The 17841-nt window shown below is 49.9% G+C and carries 18 protein-coding genes; 16 read left to right on the forward strand and 2 right to left on the reverse strand.

The features are described from left to right. The first annotated feature begins 55 nt into the window (after window positions 1-55). The 13 genes from htpG to scpB all read left to right on the forward strand — a co-directional run bounded on the left by htpG (window position 56) and on the right by scpB (window position 13734). Entirely contained in the window at window positions 56-1888 is a 1833-nt protein-coding gene (htpG, locus tag ESZ91_RS11145) for a molecular chaperone HtpG (RefSeq protein WP_129227297.1), read from the forward strand. A 101-nt stretch (window positions 1889-1989) separates the two neighbouring features. Then, window positions 1990-2793: an NAD(+)/NADH kinase gene (locus tag ESZ91_RS11150; protein WP_129227299.1), complete on the forward strand. Its 804-nt coding sequence runs from the start codon at window positions 1990-1992 to the stop codon at window positions 2791-2793. 6 nt (window positions 2794-2799) lie between these two features. Continuing rightward, window positions 2800-3252 carry an arginine repressor gene (gene argR / locus ESZ91_RS11155; protein WP_129227301.1) on the forward strand — a complete coding sequence of 151 codons (453 nt, stop codon included), beginning with the start codon at window positions 2800-2802 and terminating at the stop codon, window positions 3250-3252. Window positions 3253-3256: 4 nt separating this feature from the next. Continuing rightward, complete coding sequence (gene recN / locus ESZ91_RS11160; RefSeq protein ID WP_129227303.1) at window positions 3257-4951, forward strand: DNA repair protein RecN; 1695 nt, start codon at window positions 3257-3259, stop codon at window positions 4949-4951. A 117-nt stretch (window positions 4952-5068) separates the two neighbouring features. Further along, window positions 5069-6082: a SpoIVB peptidase S55 domain-containing protein gene (locus tag ESZ91_RS11165; RefSeq protein WP_129227305.1), complete on the forward strand. Its 1014-nt coding sequence runs from the start codon at window positions 5069-5071 to the stop codon at window positions 6080-6082. Between the two features lie 35 nt (window positions 6083-6117). Beyond that, on the forward strand, window positions 6118-6720 hold the full coding sequence (locus ESZ91_RS11170) for a stage II sporulation protein M (RefSeq protein ID WP_129227307.1): 603 nt from the start codon (window positions 6118-6120) through the stop codon (window positions 6718-6720). Between the two features lie 9 nt (window positions 6721-6729). Then, window positions 6730-7929 carry a phosphopentomutase gene (locus tag ESZ91_RS11175; RefSeq protein WP_129227309.1) on the forward strand — a complete coding sequence of 400 codons (1200 nt, stop codon included), beginning with the start codon at window positions 6730-6732 and terminating at the stop codon, window positions 7927-7929. After that, entirely contained in the window at window positions 7910-8740 is an 831-nt protein-coding gene (locus ESZ91_RS11180) for a purine-nucleoside phosphorylase (RefSeq protein ID WP_129227311.1), read from the forward strand. Before ESZ91_RS11175 ends, ESZ91_RS11180 begins: the two co-directional genes overlap by 20 nt. Window positions 8741-8851: 111 nt before the next feature. Next, window positions 8852-10012 carry a D-alanyl-D-alanine carboxypeptidase family protein gene (locus ESZ91_RS11185; RefSeq protein ID WP_129227313.1) on the forward strand — a complete coding sequence of 387 codons (1161 nt, stop codon included), beginning with the start codon at window positions 8852-8854 and terminating at the stop codon, window positions 10010-10012. Between the two features lie 138 nt (window positions 10013-10150). Continuing rightward, a complete protein-coding gene (lysA, locus tag ESZ91_RS11190; protein ID WP_129227315.1) occupies window positions 10151-11476 on the forward strand; it encodes a diaminopimelate decarboxylase in 1326 nt (441 codons plus the stop codon). Window positions 11477-11559: 83 nt separating this feature from the next. Continuing rightward, window positions 11560-12237, forward strand: a complete 678-nt coding sequence (locus tag ESZ91_RS11685; protein ID WP_161971155.1) for a site-2 protease family protein — start codon at window positions 11560-11562, stop codon at window positions 12235-12237. Next, window positions 12237-13028: a segregation and condensation protein A gene (locus ESZ91_RS11195; protein WP_161971156.1), complete on the forward strand. Its 792-nt coding sequence runs from the start codon at window positions 12237-12239 to the stop codon at window positions 13026-13028. Before ESZ91_RS11685 ends, ESZ91_RS11195 begins: the two co-directional genes overlap by 1 nt. Continuing rightward, on the forward strand, window positions 13021-13734 hold the full coding sequence (scpB, locus tag ESZ91_RS11200; protein ID WP_161971157.1) for an SMC-Scp complex subunit ScpB: 714 nt from the start codon (window positions 13021-13023) through the stop codon (window positions 13732-13734). Before ESZ91_RS11195 ends, scpB begins: the two co-directional genes overlap by 8 nt. 55 nt (window positions 13735-13789) lie before the next feature. On the opposite strand, the gene groL is transcribed toward scpB, so the two are convergent. Beyond that, a complete protein-coding gene (gene groL / locus ESZ91_RS11205; protein WP_129227322.1) occupies window positions 13790-15415 on the reverse strand; it encodes a chaperonin GroEL in 1626 nt (541 codons plus the stop codon). Between the two features lie 42 nt (window positions 15416-15457). Beyond that, window positions 15458-15742: a co-chaperone GroES gene (locus ESZ91_RS11210; protein WP_129227324.1), complete on the reverse strand. Its 285-nt coding sequence runs from the start codon at window positions 15740-15742 to the stop codon at window positions 15458-15460. Between the two features lie 246 nt (window positions 15743-15988). Here ESZ91_RS11210 and ESZ91_RS11215 point away from each other — a divergent pair, with 246 nt between their 5' ends. The 3 genes from ESZ91_RS11215 (at window position 15989) to ESZ91_RS11225 (ending at window position 17840) form a co-directional block, all read left to right on the forward strand. Next, the gene (locus tag ESZ91_RS11215) at window positions 15989-16450 is read left to right on the forward strand and encodes a deoxycytidylate deaminase (RefSeq protein ID WP_129227326.1); all 462 of its coding nucleotides are present in this window, start codon (window positions 15989-15991) and stop codon (window positions 16448-16450) included. A gap of 1 nt (window position 16451) precedes the next feature. After that, window positions 16452-16979, forward strand: a complete 528-nt coding sequence (locus ESZ91_RS11220; protein ID WP_129227328.1) for a peptidylprolyl isomerase — start codon at window positions 16452-16454, stop codon at window positions 16977-16979. A gap of 81 nt (window positions 16980-17060) precedes the next feature. After that, window positions 17061-17840: a dipeptidase gene (locus ESZ91_RS11225; RefSeq protein WP_161971158.1), complete on the forward strand. Its 780-nt coding sequence runs from the start codon at window positions 17061-17063 to the stop codon at window positions 17838-17840. Window position 17841 lies beyond the last annotated feature (1 nt).

Below are 17841 nucleotides of genomic sequence, written 5' to 3' on the forward strand. Positions count from 1 at the left end.
AAATCAGGCAACCCCGCTCGCAAGGCGGGGTTTTGCTTTATGTGAGGTGATTAAGATGTCTAAACAAGGTAACATTCGGATTGCTAGCGAGAACATGATGCCCATCATCAAAAAATGGCTTTACTCTGACAAAGACATTTTTCTTCGCGAGATCGTAGCAAACGGCGTAGACGCGATTACGAAATTCCGTAAACTTGCGGACATGGGCGAGGCACAGACCTCGGAAGAAGAGTATTGCATCAAAGTTTCCATAGACAAAGATGCAAAAACTCTTTCCGTAGAGGACAACGGCATCGGCATGACCGAGGACGAGGTGGAAAAGTATATCACGCAGATCGCCTTTTCCGGCGCCGCCGATTTTCTCGATAAGTACGAGAAAGCGGACGGAGACGGGATCATCGGACATTTCGGGTTGGGATTCTATTCCGCCTACATGGTTTCGGAAAATATCGAGATCTTTACGAAATCGTATCGGGACGAGCCCGCCGTTCGCTGGGAATCGGACGGCGAGAGCACCTATACCATCGAGCCCTGCGACAAGGAAACGCGCGGTACGAAGATCGTCATGCATATTGCCGACGCGGAAAAAGAGTTCTTGGACGAAGGTACGATCTCCACGCTCATTCATAAATATTGCGGTTTCATGCCTTACAATATTTATCTGAACTTTCAGGGTAAGGACGACAAGCCTTTAAACGATCCGCAGCCGCTCTACATCAAAAATCCCAAAGACTGCACGGACGAAGAATATAAGAGTTTTTATACCAAAACTTTTCACGATTTTCAGGAGCCGCTCTTCTGGATCCATTTGAATATGGACTATCCTTTCCGTCTGAAAGGGATCCTGTACTTTCCCAAAGTCAAAAATAAGGCGGAACTGGAACGCGGACAGGTCAAACTGTTCTGCAATCAGGTGTTTATCGCGGACAACATCAAAGAAGTCATTCCCGAATTTTTAACGCTTTTGAACGGCGTCATCGACTGTCCCGATATTCCGCTCAACGTCTCGCGCAGTTTTCTGCAAAACGACCGCGAAGTACAGAAAATTTCCCGTCATATCACCAAAAAAGTGGCGGACAAACTGACGGGACTGTTCAAAAACGACCGCGAAAAATTCGTGCAGTGCTGGAACGATATTTCCGTATTTATCAAAGTCGGGTGCCTGAAAGACGAAGATTTCTATTCCAAGGTCAAAGATATTCTCATCTTTAAAGACCTAAACGGCGAATATAAAAATCTCGACGAGTTTTTGGGCGTTGTGCCCGAGAGCGAAACGGCGGAAGAAAAGAGGGACGAGGAGAAAAAACCCGTTTCCGTCTACTACGTTTCCGACGAAGTAGGACAGTCCCAGTATGTGAACATGTTCAAAAACGCGGGGCTGAACGCCATCGTATGCGATACGTTCGTCGATCCTCATTTTATCAGTTTTCTCGAATACAAAAATCCCGAAAAGTGGAAATTCATGCGTATCGATGCGGATATCGATTCCGCGCTCAAAGACGGCGAAGTGAACGCCGACGACTTTAAGGACCTGACGGAATCATTCAAAAACTCGCTGAAAAATACTTCTATTGCCGTCAAGGCGGAAAAGTTCAAGAGCGCGGACGTGCCCGCCATCATCAACGTTTCGGAATTTACGCGCAGATTCAGCGAAATGAACGCGTTTTACGGGCTTGCGGGCGGCGATGCGGACCGCGACATGACTATTATTCTCAATACCGAAAATCCCGTCGTAGCGTCTTTTACGGGCTTAAACGACGAGATGAAAAAGTTTGTCGCCAATCAGATCTACTATATCGCCATGCTGTCCTATAAAAAACTCAATCCCGAAGAACTGAAAGATTTTTCGGACAACAGCATGCAACTTCTCAAAAATTATATCGGTTAAACCGCGGCGCGGGCAATCTTGCGAATTGCCCGCGCATTTATTTTGCATGAAGTTTTATACATTCGATTGCATAAAAGTATAAAATATTGTATAATGAAACTATGAAAGTCGGAATTTTTTGTAATAAGTCGCTGAAAAAATATTTACCCGTGCAAAAAGAACTGTTTCGGGTTTTAAAGGAACGCGGCATACACTACGATGTCTGCGAAAACGTGGACGACGCGGAAGGCATTGACGTCCTCATCGTGCTCGGCGGCGACGGTACGATGCTGAAAGTCGCTACGGCGGTCGGAAAAAAGGGCATCAAGATTTTGGGGATCAATTCGGGTAATCTCGGTTTTTTGACCGAGTTCGAAGGAGATGAGACCGAGAGCGCCGTCGAACTTTTGCAGGGCGATTACCGTTCGCAAAAGAGGGGCGTTTTGCAAGTCTGTGTCAACGGCCAAAACTTTTTCGCGCTCAACGAAGTATTTTTCCAGAGGCGTTACAACGAGGACGCGGATAACAACGTCGTATCCGTGACCGCTTTGATCGACGGAAAAAAAGTGGACGATTTCGTGGGGGACGGGATCATCGTCGCGACGCCCACGGGCTCCACGGCATACTCGCTTTCGGCGGGCGGTCCCATACTTACGCCCGATATCCACGCCTTTATCCTCACGCCCGTCTGCGCCCATTCGCTGCATAACCGTCCCATCGTGTATTCGGACGACAGCGTCATGCAGGTGCGTCTGACCGACGAGGAAGGAAAGATCTCCCTGTTTTGCGACGGGAAATTCATCGGCGTGATCTCGCAGAAAGATGCCGTCTTTATCAAAAAAGCGGATTTTCAGGCGGAATTCGTTGCAGGTCAAAACAACTTTTTCGATAAATTATTATTTAAACTCAATAAATGGAGCAACTGATTTACTATGATGAGAAGCGGAAGGCATACCACGATTCTGGATATCATTTCCAAGATGGAGATCGAAACGCAGGAAGAACTTTGCGCGGAGCTGAATAAACAAAATTATAAAGTGACGCAGGCGACGGTTTCCCGCGACATCAAAGAACTGCGCCTGTTTAAAGTGGCGGGCGTGGAGAAAAAATATAAGTACGCCTATATCGACGAGGGGCTCAACCGCATTTCTCCGAAAATGCAGAACCTGTTCCGCGAATGCGTGCTTTCCATGCGCCCCGCAATGAATCAGGTCGTTATCAAGACGCTGCGCGGCAACGGCAGCAATGCGGGCATGATCGTGGATAAACTGAATTTTCAGGAGATCGTGGGATCGATCGCGGGCGACGACACTCTTTTGATCGTAACGGAGAGCCCCGAACACGCCAATGTCGTCGTGGAGAAACTGAACGAGTTTTTGAAGTGAGCGTATGCTGAACAGACTTACGATAAAAAACGTCGCGCTGATCGACAGCGCGGAAATAGAATTCGGCGAGGGACTCAACGTCCTTTCGGGCGAAACGGGCGCGGGCAAATCGGTGTTGCTGGACAGCATCAATTTTGCGCTGGGCGCCAAAGCGGATAAAAGCATGATACGGCACGGCGAAAGCGAGTGTTTCGTTTCGGCGTGCTTTCTGCTTGCCGAGGACAGCCCCGTATTTTCGGAACTCGCCGAAATGGGCATAGAGGGCGAGGAGGAAATGATCGTTTCCCGCCGTTTCCGCGCGGACGGCAGGGGCGATATCAAAATCAACGGTTCACCCGTGAATGCCACCATGCTCAAAAAGATCACTTCGCATCTCGTGGACGTACACGGGCAGAGCGAGCATTTTTATCTCTTAAACGAACTCAATCAACTCAAAGTCGTGGATAAGTTCGCAGGCGATGCGGTCGAGGGGCTGAAAGGAAAAATTTCCGAAATTTTATCTTCCCTGCGCGAGAATAAAAAGCGTCTTTTTGCGCTCGGCGGCGATGAGAAAGAACGCGGCAGGCGCATCGATATTTTAAAATTTCAAATCGACGAGATCGAAAACGCACAACTGAAAGAGGGGGAGGAGGAAGAACTCCTCGCAAAACGGCTTTTGATCCATAACATGGAGCGCATCGGCCGCGCGTTGAGCGAGGCGCGCGAGGCGCTCGGCGGCGAAAACGGTGTGATGGACTGTCTGCGTGCGGCAGGAAGATGTCTTGCGGAGGTCTTCCGTTTCGGCGAGGAGTACGCGTCGCTTTCGGAGCGCTTGGAAAGCGTATGCCTGGAAGCCGAGGATATTTCCGAAACAGTCGCCGCCGCGGCGGAAGATCTGTCTTTCGACGAAAACGAAGCGGACAGGGTGGAAAAACGCCTGGACGTAATCCGATCGGTGCAGAAAAAATACGGCAATTCCTTTGCGGAGGTCATGAAATTCGAAGAGGAGATCGCCGAAGAATTGGATGTTTTGCAGCACTGCGACGAAGAATCGGAAAAACTGGAAAAATCGACGCGAGAACTTTGCAAACAGTTATATGCCCTTTGTAACGAACTGACAATTCTCCGTAAAGCCGCGGCAAAAGACTTTTGCGCCAGGGTGAGCGAGGAATTAAAGACGCTCAACATTAAAAACGCGAATTTCTGTGCCGAATTTGACTCCTACGGCGAAGAAGATGCGCCGCGCGCGACGCAGAACGGACTCGATTCGATGCGCTTTCTCTTTTCCGCAAACGCGGGCGAACCTTTAAAACCTTTGAGCAAAGTCATCAGCGGCGGCGAAATGAGCCGATTGATGCTCGCCATCAAGACAAAAATGTCCGATATCAACGAGATCGACACATATATTTTCGACGAGATCGACGCCGGGATCAGCGGCAATACGGCGCGCGTGGTCGCGGAAAAATTCGCAGATATCGCTAAGAAAAAGCAGATCATCGCGGTTTCGCATCTGGCGCAGATCTCCGCGATGGCCGACGAAAATTTCGTCATTTCCAAGACCGAAACCGAACAGGGTAAAACCGTGACGAGAGTTTCCCGCTTACGGGAAAGTGAAAAGATTGCGGAGATTGTCCGACTGGTCGGAGGCGAAAAGGACAGCGCCGCCGCGCAAAACCTTGCGGGGGAACTGATCAAAACTTCTTTGCGATATAAAAAATAGAAAGATAAGCCCGAACTTTCCGTTCGGGCTCTTTTTTATCCTTTCATGGAAAATTTTTCTCCGTATATTGCGCCCGCCTTTTACGCAAAGTAATGATATATTAAAACGGGGGCGATTATGCGAAAGTTTAAATTTTCTACATTGACAATCCTATTGATATTTATTATCGCCTTTGCCGTCGCGGGAACGCCTGTGGGCGCTTCGGCAGACGGCAAAGAAGTTTATATAGGAGGAATCCCCGCCGGGTTTACGCTCGGGCTGGGCGGCGCTCAGGTAGTCGGTATCTGCGAAGTATTGACTGTGGACGGCGCTAAATGCCCTGCTAAAGAAGCGGAAATTTACGTTGGGGATATTATTTTGACATTAAACGGGGTTACCATCGAATCGGCAAAAGATCTGGACACCGTGCTTGCAAAAGAAAAAAAGACGGAATATACCGTCGAGATACAGAGAGACGGCGAGGAGATGACGAAAGAAATCAAACCCGCCAAGGACATCACGAGCGGAAAACGCAAACTCGGCGTGCTCGTGAGAGACAGCGTATCGGGCATCGGGACGGTCACGTACATTGAAAAAGACACGCTTCGGTTCGGTTCTTTGGGTCATCCCGTTATGGGCGAAAACGGCGCGGCTATGAAGGTCGCTGGCGGCAAGATCTATAATTGCAGCATCGTGAACGTCGTCAAAGGGATCCGCGGCAAAGCGGGGGAACTGAAAGGCGTATTTCTGAATGACACGCATATAGCGACAGCCGAAAAGAACTGCGATTGCGGCATTTTCGGTCAATTCAAAAAGGGGTATGATTTTTCCCGATTCAAATGCGCGAAAACGGCTGCCGTAGGGGACACGCATCCCGGCAAGGCGAGCATTTTTACGACTATCGACGGAATCACGCCGAAAGAGTACTCTGTGAGTATTGTCAAGGTCGATAAAAATAATAAGCAAAACAAAAATTTTGTGATCAAAATTACAGACGACACGCTTCTGGCTCAGACGGGCGGCATCGTGCAGGGGATGAGCGGAAGCCCGATCATTCAGGACGGTAAACTCATCGGTGCGGTCACGCACGTGTTTTTGAACGATCCGACCCGCGGTTACGGCATTTCCGTGGATAATATGTTCGGGAATTGAGCATAAACGAATAGAAAGGTTCATATAAGATTTATATGAACCTTTCTTATTATTTCGAAGAAATCAAGACGTCCTGCAAGACGCATAAAATTATATTTTTCTGTTCCCTTCTCGCTGTGATCGCGGGAATACTGTGCGGGATCATACTCGATAAACCTCTCTCATTGGATCTGTATTACCGCGAATATTGTAGCGATCTGATCTACCGTATCGTCAATAAAGACCATTCGGTCTTTTCGATATTCTTCACGAGGATCTTAAACTACGCGCTGGTCTTGATCTTTTGCCTTCCGGGAGGTATCATCGTTTGGTGTCTTCCCGTGCATTACGTGATAATTTTTTATAAAGGCTTTATTTTCGGCACCGCTTGTGTTATAATGATAACGGTATATTCGCTGAGCGGCGTGATCATTTTGCTGTTGGTATTACTGCCTCAGCAAGTAATTTTCAGCGGAATTCTGGTGATCCTCGTATGTCCCGCATACGAAAACGCGAACAATAACAGGCAATCGGGATGTATCGCGCTGCGACCGTACGCGGATATCGTTGTTCTGGCGCTGATTGTATCCGTCGCTGCGGCGATTTTGGAACTTCTTACGATCGTCGCAGTCATCCGTCCCTTGAATTTCATTTTATAGGATTTTTATATGAGAATATTTTTACTTGTGATCGACAGTTTCGGAATCGGCGAGATGCCCGACGCCGACCTTTTTCATGACGAAGGCTCGAATACGTACGGAAATCTTTACGCGCGCACGGGAGTCGACCTTCCCAATCTTATACGGTTCGGTCTGAATAATATCGACGGCGTAGCCAATCTTTCTTTTCCCGACGGAAAAATATTGCGCCCCTGCGCGGCTCCCGTTGCGGCGTACGGCAGAATGGCGGAAAAAACTTTTGCAAAGGACACGACGGCAGGGCACTACGAAATCGCGGGCGTTATGATGAAAAAACCGTACGGAATCTACAAAACCTTTCCCTCCGAGATCGTATCCGAGATCGAACAAAAGGCGAACGTCGAATTTATGGGCAACGAGGTCGCTTCCGGTACCGAGATCATACAGCGTTTGGGCGAAGAGCATCTCCGCACGAAGCGTCCCATACTCTATACTTCGCAGGATTCCGTCATGCAGATCGCTGCGGATATTTCCGTCGTCCCGCTTTCCAGGCTTTATGAGATCTGCGAGATCGCGCGGGAGATCATGGTCGGCGACTGGGCGGTCGGCCGCGTCATCGCGCGTCCGTTCACGCACGCAGACGGTAAATTTACGCGTACGGAGGACAGAAAAGATTATGCGCTTCCGCCTCCCTCCGAAACAATGATGGAAAAACTTGCTGCGCACGGCGTGCCCACTTTTGCCGTCGGAAAAATAACCGATATTTTTTGCGGTAGAGGCATTGCGGACTCAACGCACACGGGCAACAACCGAGAGGGGATCGAAGAGACGCTCCGCCTCGTGCGAGAAGCCGAGAGAGGGCTTGTTTTCGTCAATCTCGTCGACACCGATATGCTGTACGGTCACCGCAACGATGCGGAGGGATATGCGCGGGCGCTCGAATATCTGGACGGGCATTTGCCTGCTATCGAAAGCGGAATGCGCGGCGACGATATTCTGATCCTGACCGCTGATCACGGCTGCGATCCGACAACGCCTTCCACCGACCATTCCCGCGAATACGTGCCGCTTTTGATCTACGGACGAAATATCGCAAGCCGGAATCTGGGCACGCTCGACGGATTCGATCACATTTCGCGATTCGTCCTGTCTTCTTTCGGCGTGCGCGGCAATTCTGAAATATCCGAAATTTTACAAGGGGAACAAGCACATGGAAAGAAAAATCTTTGAAGACGAACGCGTCTACGACATTGCGGAACAGATTTACGCCAGGACTGACGTCACGCCGTCCGTCGGGCTGATATTGGGCAGCGGTTGGGGCGCCGTCTGCCGCGGACTTGAAGAACCGATTACCATATCTTACGCATCGCTGCAAAATATGCCGACTTGCGGCGTAAAGGGGCATAGCGGTAATTTTGTATTCGGAAAACTCGGCTGCAAAAACGTCGTCGTTGCGCAGGGGCGCTTTCATTTGTACGAGGGAAAAGAATTTTCCGACGTGCTGATGCCAATCAAAGTCATGTATGCTTTGGGTATAGATACTCTCATCTTGACGAACGCCGCAGGCGGATTGAACCGCGCTTATCGCCGCGGCGATCTGATGGTTTTGAAAGACCACATTAATTTTACCTTTCGCAATCCGCTGATCGGCGAGAAGGCTACGGAAGAATATCCTGTCTTTTGCGACATGACAAACGTTTATGACGAAGCGATCCGAAATATTATATTAGAGGAATGCGAAGCGTTGGGGCTTTGCGCTCATAGCGGGGTGTATATCCAGGTACTCGGACCTTCCTACGAAACGCCCGCAGAAATTCAGGCGTTTTCGAAGTTGGGCGCAGACGCCGTGGGGATGAGCACGGTAGTCGAGGCTGTTTTTGCGAAATATCTCCGTCTCAAAGTCGCTGCGATTTCGGGTATAACCAATATGGGGGCGGGGATCGAGGACGAACGGCTCGACCATCACGACGTGCTTTCACAGGCGCGAAAGAATGAAGAAAACTATTCAATGTTGATAAAACGGGTTGTTAAACGCATTTGAAATTATTTTGCATAGTACTATGTATGAAATAGTTCGCGTATGATTGAATAAATTGCAGCAGAACACAAATAATAAAGGTATCGAAAGAAAAACAAACGGAGAGATATCTTTATGAAAAAAGTTTTAACGGCGATATTCGCTTTTCTATTTTTGTTTTCCGCCGTCGGCGGCGCAGCCGCTTATGTGAACGCGGAAGAAGATACCGAACTTGCAAAAAACTGCAAAGCCGCGTATCTATGCGACTGGCACAGCGGAACCCGTATTTATTCTAAAAACGAAACGCAGCATCTTCCCATTGCGAGCATGTGTAAGATCATGACGCTGGTGCTGATCATGGACGAATTGGAAAGCGGTTCCTTAAAACTGGACGAGGAGATCGCCGTCAGCGAAAACGCGAGCGGTATGGGCGGCTCGCAGGTGTTCTTGGAATCGGGCACGACTTATAAGGCGAGCGATCTGATCAAAAGCATCTGTATCGCGTCCGCAAACGATTCCTGCGTGGCGATGGCGGAGCGCATTGCGGGAACGGAAGATCTGTTCATTTCCAAAATGAACGAACGCGCGAAGAGCCTCGGTGCGGAGGATACCGTATATGTAAACTGTACGGGGCTTCCCAAACAGGGACAGTATTCCTGCGCGAAAGACGTCGCCCTGATCCTCGGCGAATTGCTGCGCCACGACGTGTATTATTCGTTCAGCAAAATCTGGATGGATAAGATTTCGCACCCGAAAGGCCGCGAAACGGAAATGGCGAACACGAACAAACTCATCCGCTTTTATAACGGCTGCGACGCGGGCAAAACAGGATTTACCAGCGAAGCGGGATTCTGCCTGGCAGCCTCCGCAAAGCGCGGCAATATGCGCGTCGTGTCCGTCGTCATCGGCGGCAGCGACAGCAAAGCCCGTTTCGGAGCGGTCTCCACCATGTTCGATTTTGCTTTCGCGACCTGCGAGAACAAAGTAGCGGTCGACAGCGAACGAGTGCTTGACGAAAAGTGCGAAGTGAGCGGCGGCAAAACCGACTGCGTGAGCGTAAAACCCGAACGCAGTTCCTACGTCTTTGTCAACAAGACGGAAAATCCCGAAATCGTTCTGGACGTCAATCTCACAGGGCTGAAAGCGCCCGTGAAGATCGGCGACGTTGCGGGCGAAGTGATCGTCTATAAAAACGGCGTGGAAACCGACCGCGTGACGCTGCGGGCAAACGAAGAAATCGCTAAAAATACGTTATGGGATGCGATCGGCAATATCGCGAAAAACTGGAACGTATAAAATTTGAAAAGCAGTCCGAAACAAACAGTTTCGGACTGCTTTACTTTACACCGAATTTTCAGATAAAATATTTGCAATCCGAGCGCATTTTTGGTACAATAGAACGGTAAAGAAAAAGTGAGGTGAGGTAGTCAAAACATGAACACACGTCCGACCTTGAAAGTGAATGACAAAGGGCATCTGGAAATCGGCGGATGCGATACCGTAGAACTTGTCGCCAGATTCCCCACGCCCGTCTATGTATTCGACGAACAGTACATACGCGATATGTGCGCCGTCTACCGCGAAACGATCGAAAACGAATACGGCGGGAACGGACTGGTCCTGTATGCCTCGAAGGCCTTTTCCTGCAAGGCGGTCTATAAAATCGTCGCCGACGAAAAGATCGGATGCGACGTGGTTTCGGGCGGGGAACTCTACACGGCGTTGCAGGCAGGTTTTCCTGCAGATAAGATCTACATGCACGGCAACAATAAATTGCGGCAGGAACTTTGCGAGGCGCTCGATTGTAAAATCGGCGCGATCGTCGTGGACGCATATTCCGAATTGGATATGCTCGACGAAATGGCGGGCGAGCGCGGCATGGTGCAGGATATCCTCATCCGCGTCAATCCGGGCGTGGAAGCGCATACCCATCACTTTATCCAGACCGCCAAGACGGACAGCAAATTCGGGTTTTCCATATCCGACGACACGGCGGAAAAAATAACCGCATACGCGCTGCAAAAGAAAAACCTGCGCCTGACGGGATATCACTGCCACATCGGTTCGCAGATATTCGAAAAGCAGTCGTTCACGCTCGCCGTCGATAAAATGACGGATTTTATGGTAAGGATCCGTAAAGACTTGAACTTTACGGCTAAGACGCTCAACCTCGGCGGAGGCTACGGCGTTTGGTATACCGACGAAGATAAAAAGATCACGCCCGCAGGCTATGCAGAATATCTCAAAGCGATCGTGGCGGAACTGAAAGAAAAATGCGCGCAATATGATTTCCCTCTGCCGTATCTCGTCGTCGAGCCGGGACGCTCGATCGTAGCGGAGGCAGGCATCACGCTCTACACGGTCGGTGCGATCAAAGAAATTCCCAACGTCAAAAAATACGTGGCTGTGGACGGGGGAATGTTCGACAATCCCCGCTATGCCCTCTATCAGTCCAAGTATACGGCGCTTCTCGCCGCGCGCGCGGACGAGAAACCCGAGGAGATCGTGACGATCGCGGGCAAATGCTGCGAGAGCGGCGATATCGTATGCGCGGACGTGCCTCTGCCCGCAGCAAAGAGCGGCGAAATTCTTGCGGTTCTCTCCACGGGCGCCTACAATTATTCCATGGCGAGCAACTACAACCGAAATTTTATCCCCGGGGCGGTGCTTGCGTATAAAGGAAACGCGGAATATATCGTAAAGCCGCAGACCTACGAAGATCTGACAAGAAACGATCTGATCCCCGAAAGATTAAAATAACGTATGAAGGAAAGGCTTGCCGCCTTTCCTTTTTCATCCTCGAAAATCTTGCTTTTTTAAGAAAAATACGGTATAATTTTTTTATGGATATTGTTATAAGGATAATTACTTTACTTGCAAGTTTTTTCGCCGTCATGGTCGTATTGTCGTTTCACGAATTCGCCCATGCGTTCGTGGCGTATAAATGCGGCGATCCCACCGCAAAGATCAACGGGCGGTGCAGCCTCAATCCCATGGTACATTTCGATCTTCTGGGACTCATCATGTTTACTTTCGCGGGCTTCGGCTGGGCGAAACCCGTTCCCATCAATCCGCTCAATTTCAACCATTATCGCAGGGGCTTGACCCTGACCGCGATCGCGGGCGTGGTCATGAATCTCATCATGGCGTTTCTCTTGTTCCCGATCTATAAACTGGTCGTGCTGTACGTGAATATCCCGCTCTGGCCCATCCAGACTTTTGTGGAAATGCTTTTTATGCTGTTATGGACGTACAGTATATCCTTCTGCGTATTCAATCTGATCCCGCTCGCGCCGCTGGACGGCTGGCGGGTGGTGGAAGCGCTCAACCGCCGACACGGGCGCGTTTACAGATTTTTCGAAAGATACGGCTCGATCATCTTATTGATTCTGATCGCGATCCATTTCGTTTCGGGTTATTTCACGGTTTTGGGTTATATCGATATCCTCGGCTATATTCTGGATTTTGCCGTGAATATCGTAGCGTGGCCGATCACGGCGTTTTGGGGGCTGATTTTCTGATGGTTAAAGATCCTGCCGAAAAATTCGAATCGGTCGTCGATTATACCACGGTCCTGGATAATTTCGAGGGCCCGCTCGATTTGCTTTTATTCCTCATCAAGCAAGAGCAGATCGAGATCAAGGATATATTCGTTTCCAAAGTGACCGAACAGTTCCTGCTGTATATGCAGGGGCTGCCGTACATAGACATCGACAAAGCGAGCGAGTATCTCAATATTGCGGCCGCGATTCTCGACATCAAGGCAAAGAGCCTCGTGCCCTCAGTCGTGGAGATGGAACCCGAAGAGGAGAGCAGCGAACAGACGCTCATCCGCGCGCTCGAAGAATACAAACTGCTCAAAGAAGAGAGCGCGAAACTGAAAGAACTGGAAACGATCGGATACTTCTATAAGGAACCCGATAAAAACGTCGGCGAGGCGAAGATCGTCTATAAGGATTTCAACCTCGACGGACTGTTGAAAGCGTTTACCGAACTGATGATACGCCAGGAAGCGTTAAGCCGCGAAAAAGGCGTGCAGAGGGAGATTCCCAAAGACGTCTATACCATTCCCGACCGCGCGAATTATATCTGCGACACGGTCAAAGAGCGCGGCACGGTGGGCTTTGACGAACTGTTCACGCCGTATTCTTCCAAAAACGAAATCATTACGACTTTTCAGGCGCTTTTGGAACTTTTAAAATATCAGTTTATCAAAGTAGAGCAGGGCGGCGTATTCGAAAAAATTCTGATCAAATACAATACCGAAAGAAGTGAGGACGAGACCATTGGAGATCTTGGAGAATTTGAGTAACATACTCGAAAGTATTTTATTCGCGGCAGGAAATCCCGTTCCCGTGGATATCATTGCGGAAAAACTCGGCGTTTCGGAAAAGGACGTCAAGGACGCGGCAAAAAAATTGCAGGAGCGGTATGGGGAAAAAGGCGGCTTGAAAGTTCTGTTCTTCAATAAAAAATTACAACTTTCCAGCAATCCGGAATACAAAGATTTTGTTTCCTCCGTGCTGAATCCCATTAAAGAGCGCGAATTTACGCGCACAATTTTAGAATGTTCCGCGATCATCGCCTATAAACAGCCTATTACCAAGGGCGAACTGGAAAATCTGCGCGGGCTCAACTGCGATTATGCGATACATACGCTTCTCGATCTGAAAATGATCGAACCGGTCGGGCGCAAGGACGCGGTGGGCAGGCCCATTCTTTATGCGACGACGGATAACTTTTTGAAGCGGTTCAACCTGACGAGCATTGCAGACCTTCCCGACTACGATACGCTGATGGAGAATATCGCCCGTCTGAACGGCGAAAACGCCGCGCCCGAGTCTTATCTCTATGCCAACAACGTATATGTGGACAACGGCGAAATACAGCCGCCGCAGAATCCAGACGGCGGGCAAATCGAGAAAAAGAGCGTTCCTTCCGAATCCGACGAGGAAGAAGAGGAACTGCCCGACTTTTTAAAGGATCTCGAAGACGACGATATCATGAAAATAGAATAAAAAAGACGCCCCGCAGAAAATCTGCGGGGCGTTTGTTCTAATGAAAATTTACGGCTTAGTACATTCCGCCCATGCCGCCGGGTGCGGGAGCGGCAGGCTCGGGAGCGGGAATATCCGCCACGACGCTCTCGGTCGTGAGCAAGGTAGCCGCTACGGAAGCCGCGTTTTGCAATACGCTTCTCGCGACCTTGGTCGGATCGATGATGCCGCTTTCGACCATATCGGTGTAACGGTTGTTCAGTGCATCGTAACCGTAGTTGGTCTTTTTGCTCGAAAGGATCTTATCGATAATGACCGAACCGTCGAGTCCTGCGTTCGCCGCGATCTGTCTGAGAGGTTCTTCAATGGCTTTGAGGATGATCTGCGCGCCTGTTTTTTCGTCGCCTTCCAGCGTTGCGATGAGTTTTTTCAGTGCAGCGGAAGTGGAGAGGAGAGCGACGCCGCCTCCGGGTACGATACCTTCTTCGACCGCCGCACGGGTAGCAGCCAGCGCGTCCTCGATACGGAGTTTCTTTTCTTTCATTTCCACTTCGGTCGCCGCGCCGACGTTGATGACGGCTACGCCGCCCGCAAGTTTCGCGAGGCGTTCCTGCAATTTTTCCTTATCGTAATCGGAAGTGGTTTCCGCGATCTGCGCCTTGATGGCGTTAACTCTCGCCTTGATCGCGTCCGCAGCGCCCGCGCCGTTGATAATGGTGGTGTTGTCTTTGTCGACTTTGACCTGCGCGGCTCTTCCGAGCATATCCATCGTCACGTCTTTGAACTCGTAGCCGAGATCGGAAGAGATCACGGTGCCGCCCGTCAAAATCGCGATATCTTCGAGCATCGCCTTTCTGCGATCGCCGAAACCGGGCGCTTTCACCGCAACGCAGTTGAATACGCCTTTTAGTTTGTTGACGATGAGTGCTGCCAAAGCGTCGCCTTCCACGTCCTCGGCAATGATCAGAAGACGCGCGCCCTGCTGAGCCAAAGGCTCGATCACGGGCAGGATCTCCTGCAGATTGGAAACTTTTTTATCGGTAATGAAAATGTAGGGGTTATCCAATACGGCTTCCATTTTATCGGTATTGGTGACCATGTAAGCGGAGGCGTAGCCTCTGTCGAACTGCATGCCTTCTACTGTCGTCAACTCGGTCATCATGGTCTTGCCTTCTTCCACGGTGATCACGCCGTCTTTGCCGACCTTTTCCATTGCGTCGGACACGATCTGTCCCACGGTATCGTCGCCGGCGGAGATGGATGCGACCTGTGTGATCGCGAGTTTGCTGTCGACTTCTTTGGAACTCTTTTTAATTTCGGAAACGGCGGCTTCGACAGCCTTGTCGATCCCTTTTCTCAAAATGATGGGGTTGGCGCCTGCGGCGAGGTTTTTGAGACCTTCGCGGATGATCGCCTGCGCAAGCACGACCGCAGTCGTGGTGCCGTCGCCCGCGACGTCGTTGGTCTTCGTGGAAACTTCCTTCACGAGTTGCGCGCCCATGTTTTCGAACGCGTCTTCCAACTCGATTTCCTTGGCGATGGTCACGCCGTCGTTGGTGATGAGGGGAGCCCCGAATTTTTTATCGAGAACCACGTTTCTGCCTTTCGGCCCGAGAGTGATTTTAACAGTATTCGCGAGCGTATTGACGCCCGTTTCCAAAGCCTTTCTCGCTTCGTCTCCGTATTTGATCTGTTTAGCCATAATTATCGATTCCTCCTAAAAAACTTTGACAAATTTTTACGATTATTCAACGATCGCCAGAATATCGCTCTGCCGCAGAATGGTAAATTCTTTTCCGTCGACTTTGAATTCGCTTCCCGAATATTTCGCGTAGAGAACCACGTCGCCGATCTTGACCTCCATAGTTACGTCTTTTCCATCGACTACTCCGCCGGGGCCTACCGCAACGACTCTCGCCGTCTGAGGTTTTTCCTGTGCCGAAGAGGGGAGAATGAATCCGCTCTTGGTCTTTTCTTCCGATTGAACGCTTTCAACAACTACTCTGTCAAATAATGGTTTAATGTTCATAATATTGCCTCCGTTTTTTATTTCTTATTTTTGAGTTAGCACTTTTCACTCCTGAGTGCTAATTTACCATATATTATAACCATTTCCATAAAAATGTCAAACGATTTATATAAAAAAAATTAAAATTTTAGCACTTTTCTTTTGCGAGTGCTAAAACAAGAAAAATGAAAGGAAAAATGTCACTGCGGCTTGCAATTTTTAGGGTAGTATGGTAAAATAAACGAAAAGGAAACAGAGGTTTTACCGATGAATAAGTGGGATAAGAGATTTATGGAACTGACGGAAACGGTCGCGGGCTGGTCGAGTTGTTTTCAGGAGAACAGGCACGTCGGCGCGATCATCGTCAAAGATAAGAGAGTCCTTACGACGGGTTACAACGGCGCGCCCGAAAATATACAGAGTTGCGCTGACCGCAAAGAATGCCTGCGCCGTAAACTGAATATCCCCAGCGGCACCAAACAGGAAATCTGTTACGCCGTGCACGCAGAGCAGAACGCCATCATCCAGGCGGCGAGGCTGGGCGTCAATATCAGCGGCGCCACCTTGTTCTGTACCCACCAGCCGTGCGTCATCTGCGCGAAAATGATCATCAACGCAGGCATTTCGCGCGTCGTGTACAGACACGGCTACCCCGACGAATTTTCCATGCAACTGTTCCGCGAAGCGAACGTGATCGTGGAAAAATACGAAGACATTGAAGGAGATTGATATGCAAAAGAATCCCATCGCGACCATCACTTTGGAAAACGGCAAGAGCGTCACGCTCGAATTATATCCCGACAAAGCGCCGAATACGGTCAACAACTTTATTTCGCTCGCCAACAGCGGGTTTTACGACGGACTGTGTTTTCACCGCGTCATTGCGGGATTTATGATCCAGGGCGGCGACCCTGCGGGCAGCGGCATGGGAGGACCCGGATATTCCATTGCAGGCGAATTCCGCATGAACGGCTTTGCCGCGAACGATCTCAAGCACGCGCGCGGCGTCATTTCCATGGCGAGAAGCATGATGCCCGACAGTGCGGGTTCCCAGTTTTTCATCATGCACGAAAATTCTTCCCATCTCGACGGACAATACGCCGCTTTCGGAAAGGTGACGGACGGCATGGACGCGATCGACGAGATCGCGGGCGTCAGGACCGACCATCACGATAAACCCGTACAACCTCAGATCATGAAATCCATACGCGTGGAAACGTTCGGTGTAGAATATCCCGAACCCAAAAAAGTAAAATAATCAAAAAAAACAGTTTGTGTAAATATGCGCACAGACTGTTTTTTTATGTTACTTTTATGCGGGCGCGGCATACACTGTACTATGAATGCGGATTTTCACAACGATATTTTGACGGTCAGACATTTGCCCCTCGGAAACGAATTGGAGGGACTGGACTGCGGCGTTCTGGCGCTGTATCTCGGCAAACGCTCCATAGAAGAATTGTTCGCCGTCGCGCGCGGCTTTCGTAAAACGGGCGGGTACGAACTCGCCTTCGAAGAGGTAAGCGGCATTACCGACGAACAGTTGGAAACGCTGATCTCTTTTCGGCCAAGGTACGTGACGCTCACCTGGAATCATGAAAACGATCTGGCGCACGGCTGCAAATCGTCGGGCGGTCTGAAACCGAGGGGAAAGGAAGTGATCCGTCGGCTGAACAGAGCGGGGATCGCCGTGGATACGGCGCATCTGTGCCGTCAAAGTTTTTTCGACGTTTGCGACGCGAGCGATCGTTTCGTAAACTCGCACACCTGTTTTTCGGCAGTCCACGCGAATGCGCGCAATATCGACGACGAACAGATCGAATGTCTGCACGAGGCGGGCGCGCTCGTGGGCGTGACGTTCGTCGGCGCCTTTTTGACGGCGGGAAAGGCTGATTCGGAAAACGTCGTGCGCCACGTCGATCATTACGTGCAGAAATACGGCGCGGAGGGCGTCTGTCTCGGTTCGGATTTTTACGGAACGCAGGATCTGCCCGCCGATCTATTAAATTATAAAAGTTGGGATATTTTAGTGGAAAAATTTTTGAAAATAGGATATAATAGAGAAGTTATCGAACAGATACTTTATCTGAATCTGAAAAATTTTTTATACGGGAGATAAT

The sequence above is a fragment of the Candidatus Borkfalkia ceftriaxoniphila genome (genome assembly GCF_004134775.1).
GTDB classification, from domain to species: domain Bacteria; phylum Bacillota; class Clostridia; order Christensenellales; family Borkfalkiaceae; genus Borkfalkia; species Borkfalkia ceftriaxoniphila.

What these genes read in the sequence shown, in the direction of transcription:
- htpG (WP_129227297.1), top strand. Translation starts at nt 56, where the DNA reads ATGTCTAAACAAGGTAACATTCGGATTGCTAGCGAGAACATGATGCCC.
- ESZ91_RS11150 (WP_129227299.1), top strand. Translation starts at nt 1,990, where the DNA reads ATGAAAGTCGGAATTTTTTGTAATAAGTCGCTGAAAAAATATTTACCC.
- argR (WP_129227301.1), top strand. Translation starts at nt 2,800, where the DNA reads ATGATGAGAAGCGGAAGGCATACCACGATTCTGGATATCATTTCCAAG.
- recN (WP_129227303.1), top strand. Translation starts at nt 3,257, where the DNA reads ATGCTGAACAGACTTACGATAAAAAACGTCGCGCTGATCGACAGCGCG.
- ESZ91_RS11165 (WP_129227305.1), top strand. Translation starts at nt 5,069, where the DNA reads ATGCGAAAGTTTAAATTTTCTACATTGACAATCCTATTGATATTTATT.
- ESZ91_RS11170 (WP_129227307.1), top strand. Translation starts at nt 6,118, where the DNA reads ATGAACCTTTCTTATTATTTCGAAGAAATCAAGACGTCCTGCAAGACG.
- ESZ91_RS11175 (WP_129227309.1), top strand. Translation starts at nt 6,730, where the DNA reads ATGAGAATATTTTTACTTGTGATCGACAGTTTCGGAATCGGCGAGATG.
- ESZ91_RS11180 (WP_129227311.1), top strand. Translation starts at nt 7,910, where the DNA reads ATGGAAAGAAAAATCTTTGAAGACGAACGCGTCTACGACATTGCGGAA.
- ESZ91_RS11185 (WP_129227313.1), top strand. Translation starts at nt 8,852, where the DNA reads ATGAAAAAAGTTTTAACGGCGATATTCGCTTTTCTATTTTTGTTTTCC.
- lysA (WP_129227315.1), top strand. Translation starts at nt 10,151, where the DNA reads ATGAACACACGTCCGACCTTGAAAGTGAATGACAAAGGGCATCTGGAA.
- ESZ91_RS11685 (WP_161971155.1), top strand. Translation starts at nt 11,560, where the DNA reads ATGGATATTGTTATAAGGATAATTACTTTACTTGCAAGTTTTTTCGCC.
- ESZ91_RS11195 (WP_161971156.1), top strand. Translation starts at nt 12,237, where the DNA reads ATGGTTAAAGATCCTGCCGAAAAATTCGAATCGGTCGTCGATTATACC.
- groL (WP_129227322.1), bottom strand. Translation starts at nt 15,415, where the DNA reads ATGGCTAAACAGATCAAATACGGAGACGAAGCGAGAAAGGCTTTGGAA.
- ESZ91_RS11210 (WP_129227324.1), bottom strand. Translation starts at nt 15,742, where the DNA reads ATGAACATTAAACCATTATTTGACAGAGTAGTTGTTGAAAGCGTTCAA.
- ESZ91_RS11215 (WP_129227326.1), top strand. Translation starts at nt 15,989, where the DNA reads ATGAATAAGTGGGATAAGAGATTTATGGAACTGACGGAAACGGTCGCG.
- ESZ91_RS11220 (WP_129227328.1), top strand. Translation starts at nt 16,452, where the DNA reads ATGCAAAAGAATCCCATCGCGACCATCACTTTGGAAAACGGCAAGAGC.
- ESZ91_RS11225 (WP_161971158.1), top strand. Translation starts at nt 17,061, where the DNA reads ATGAATGCGGATTTTCACAACGATATTTTGACGGTCAGACATTTGCCC.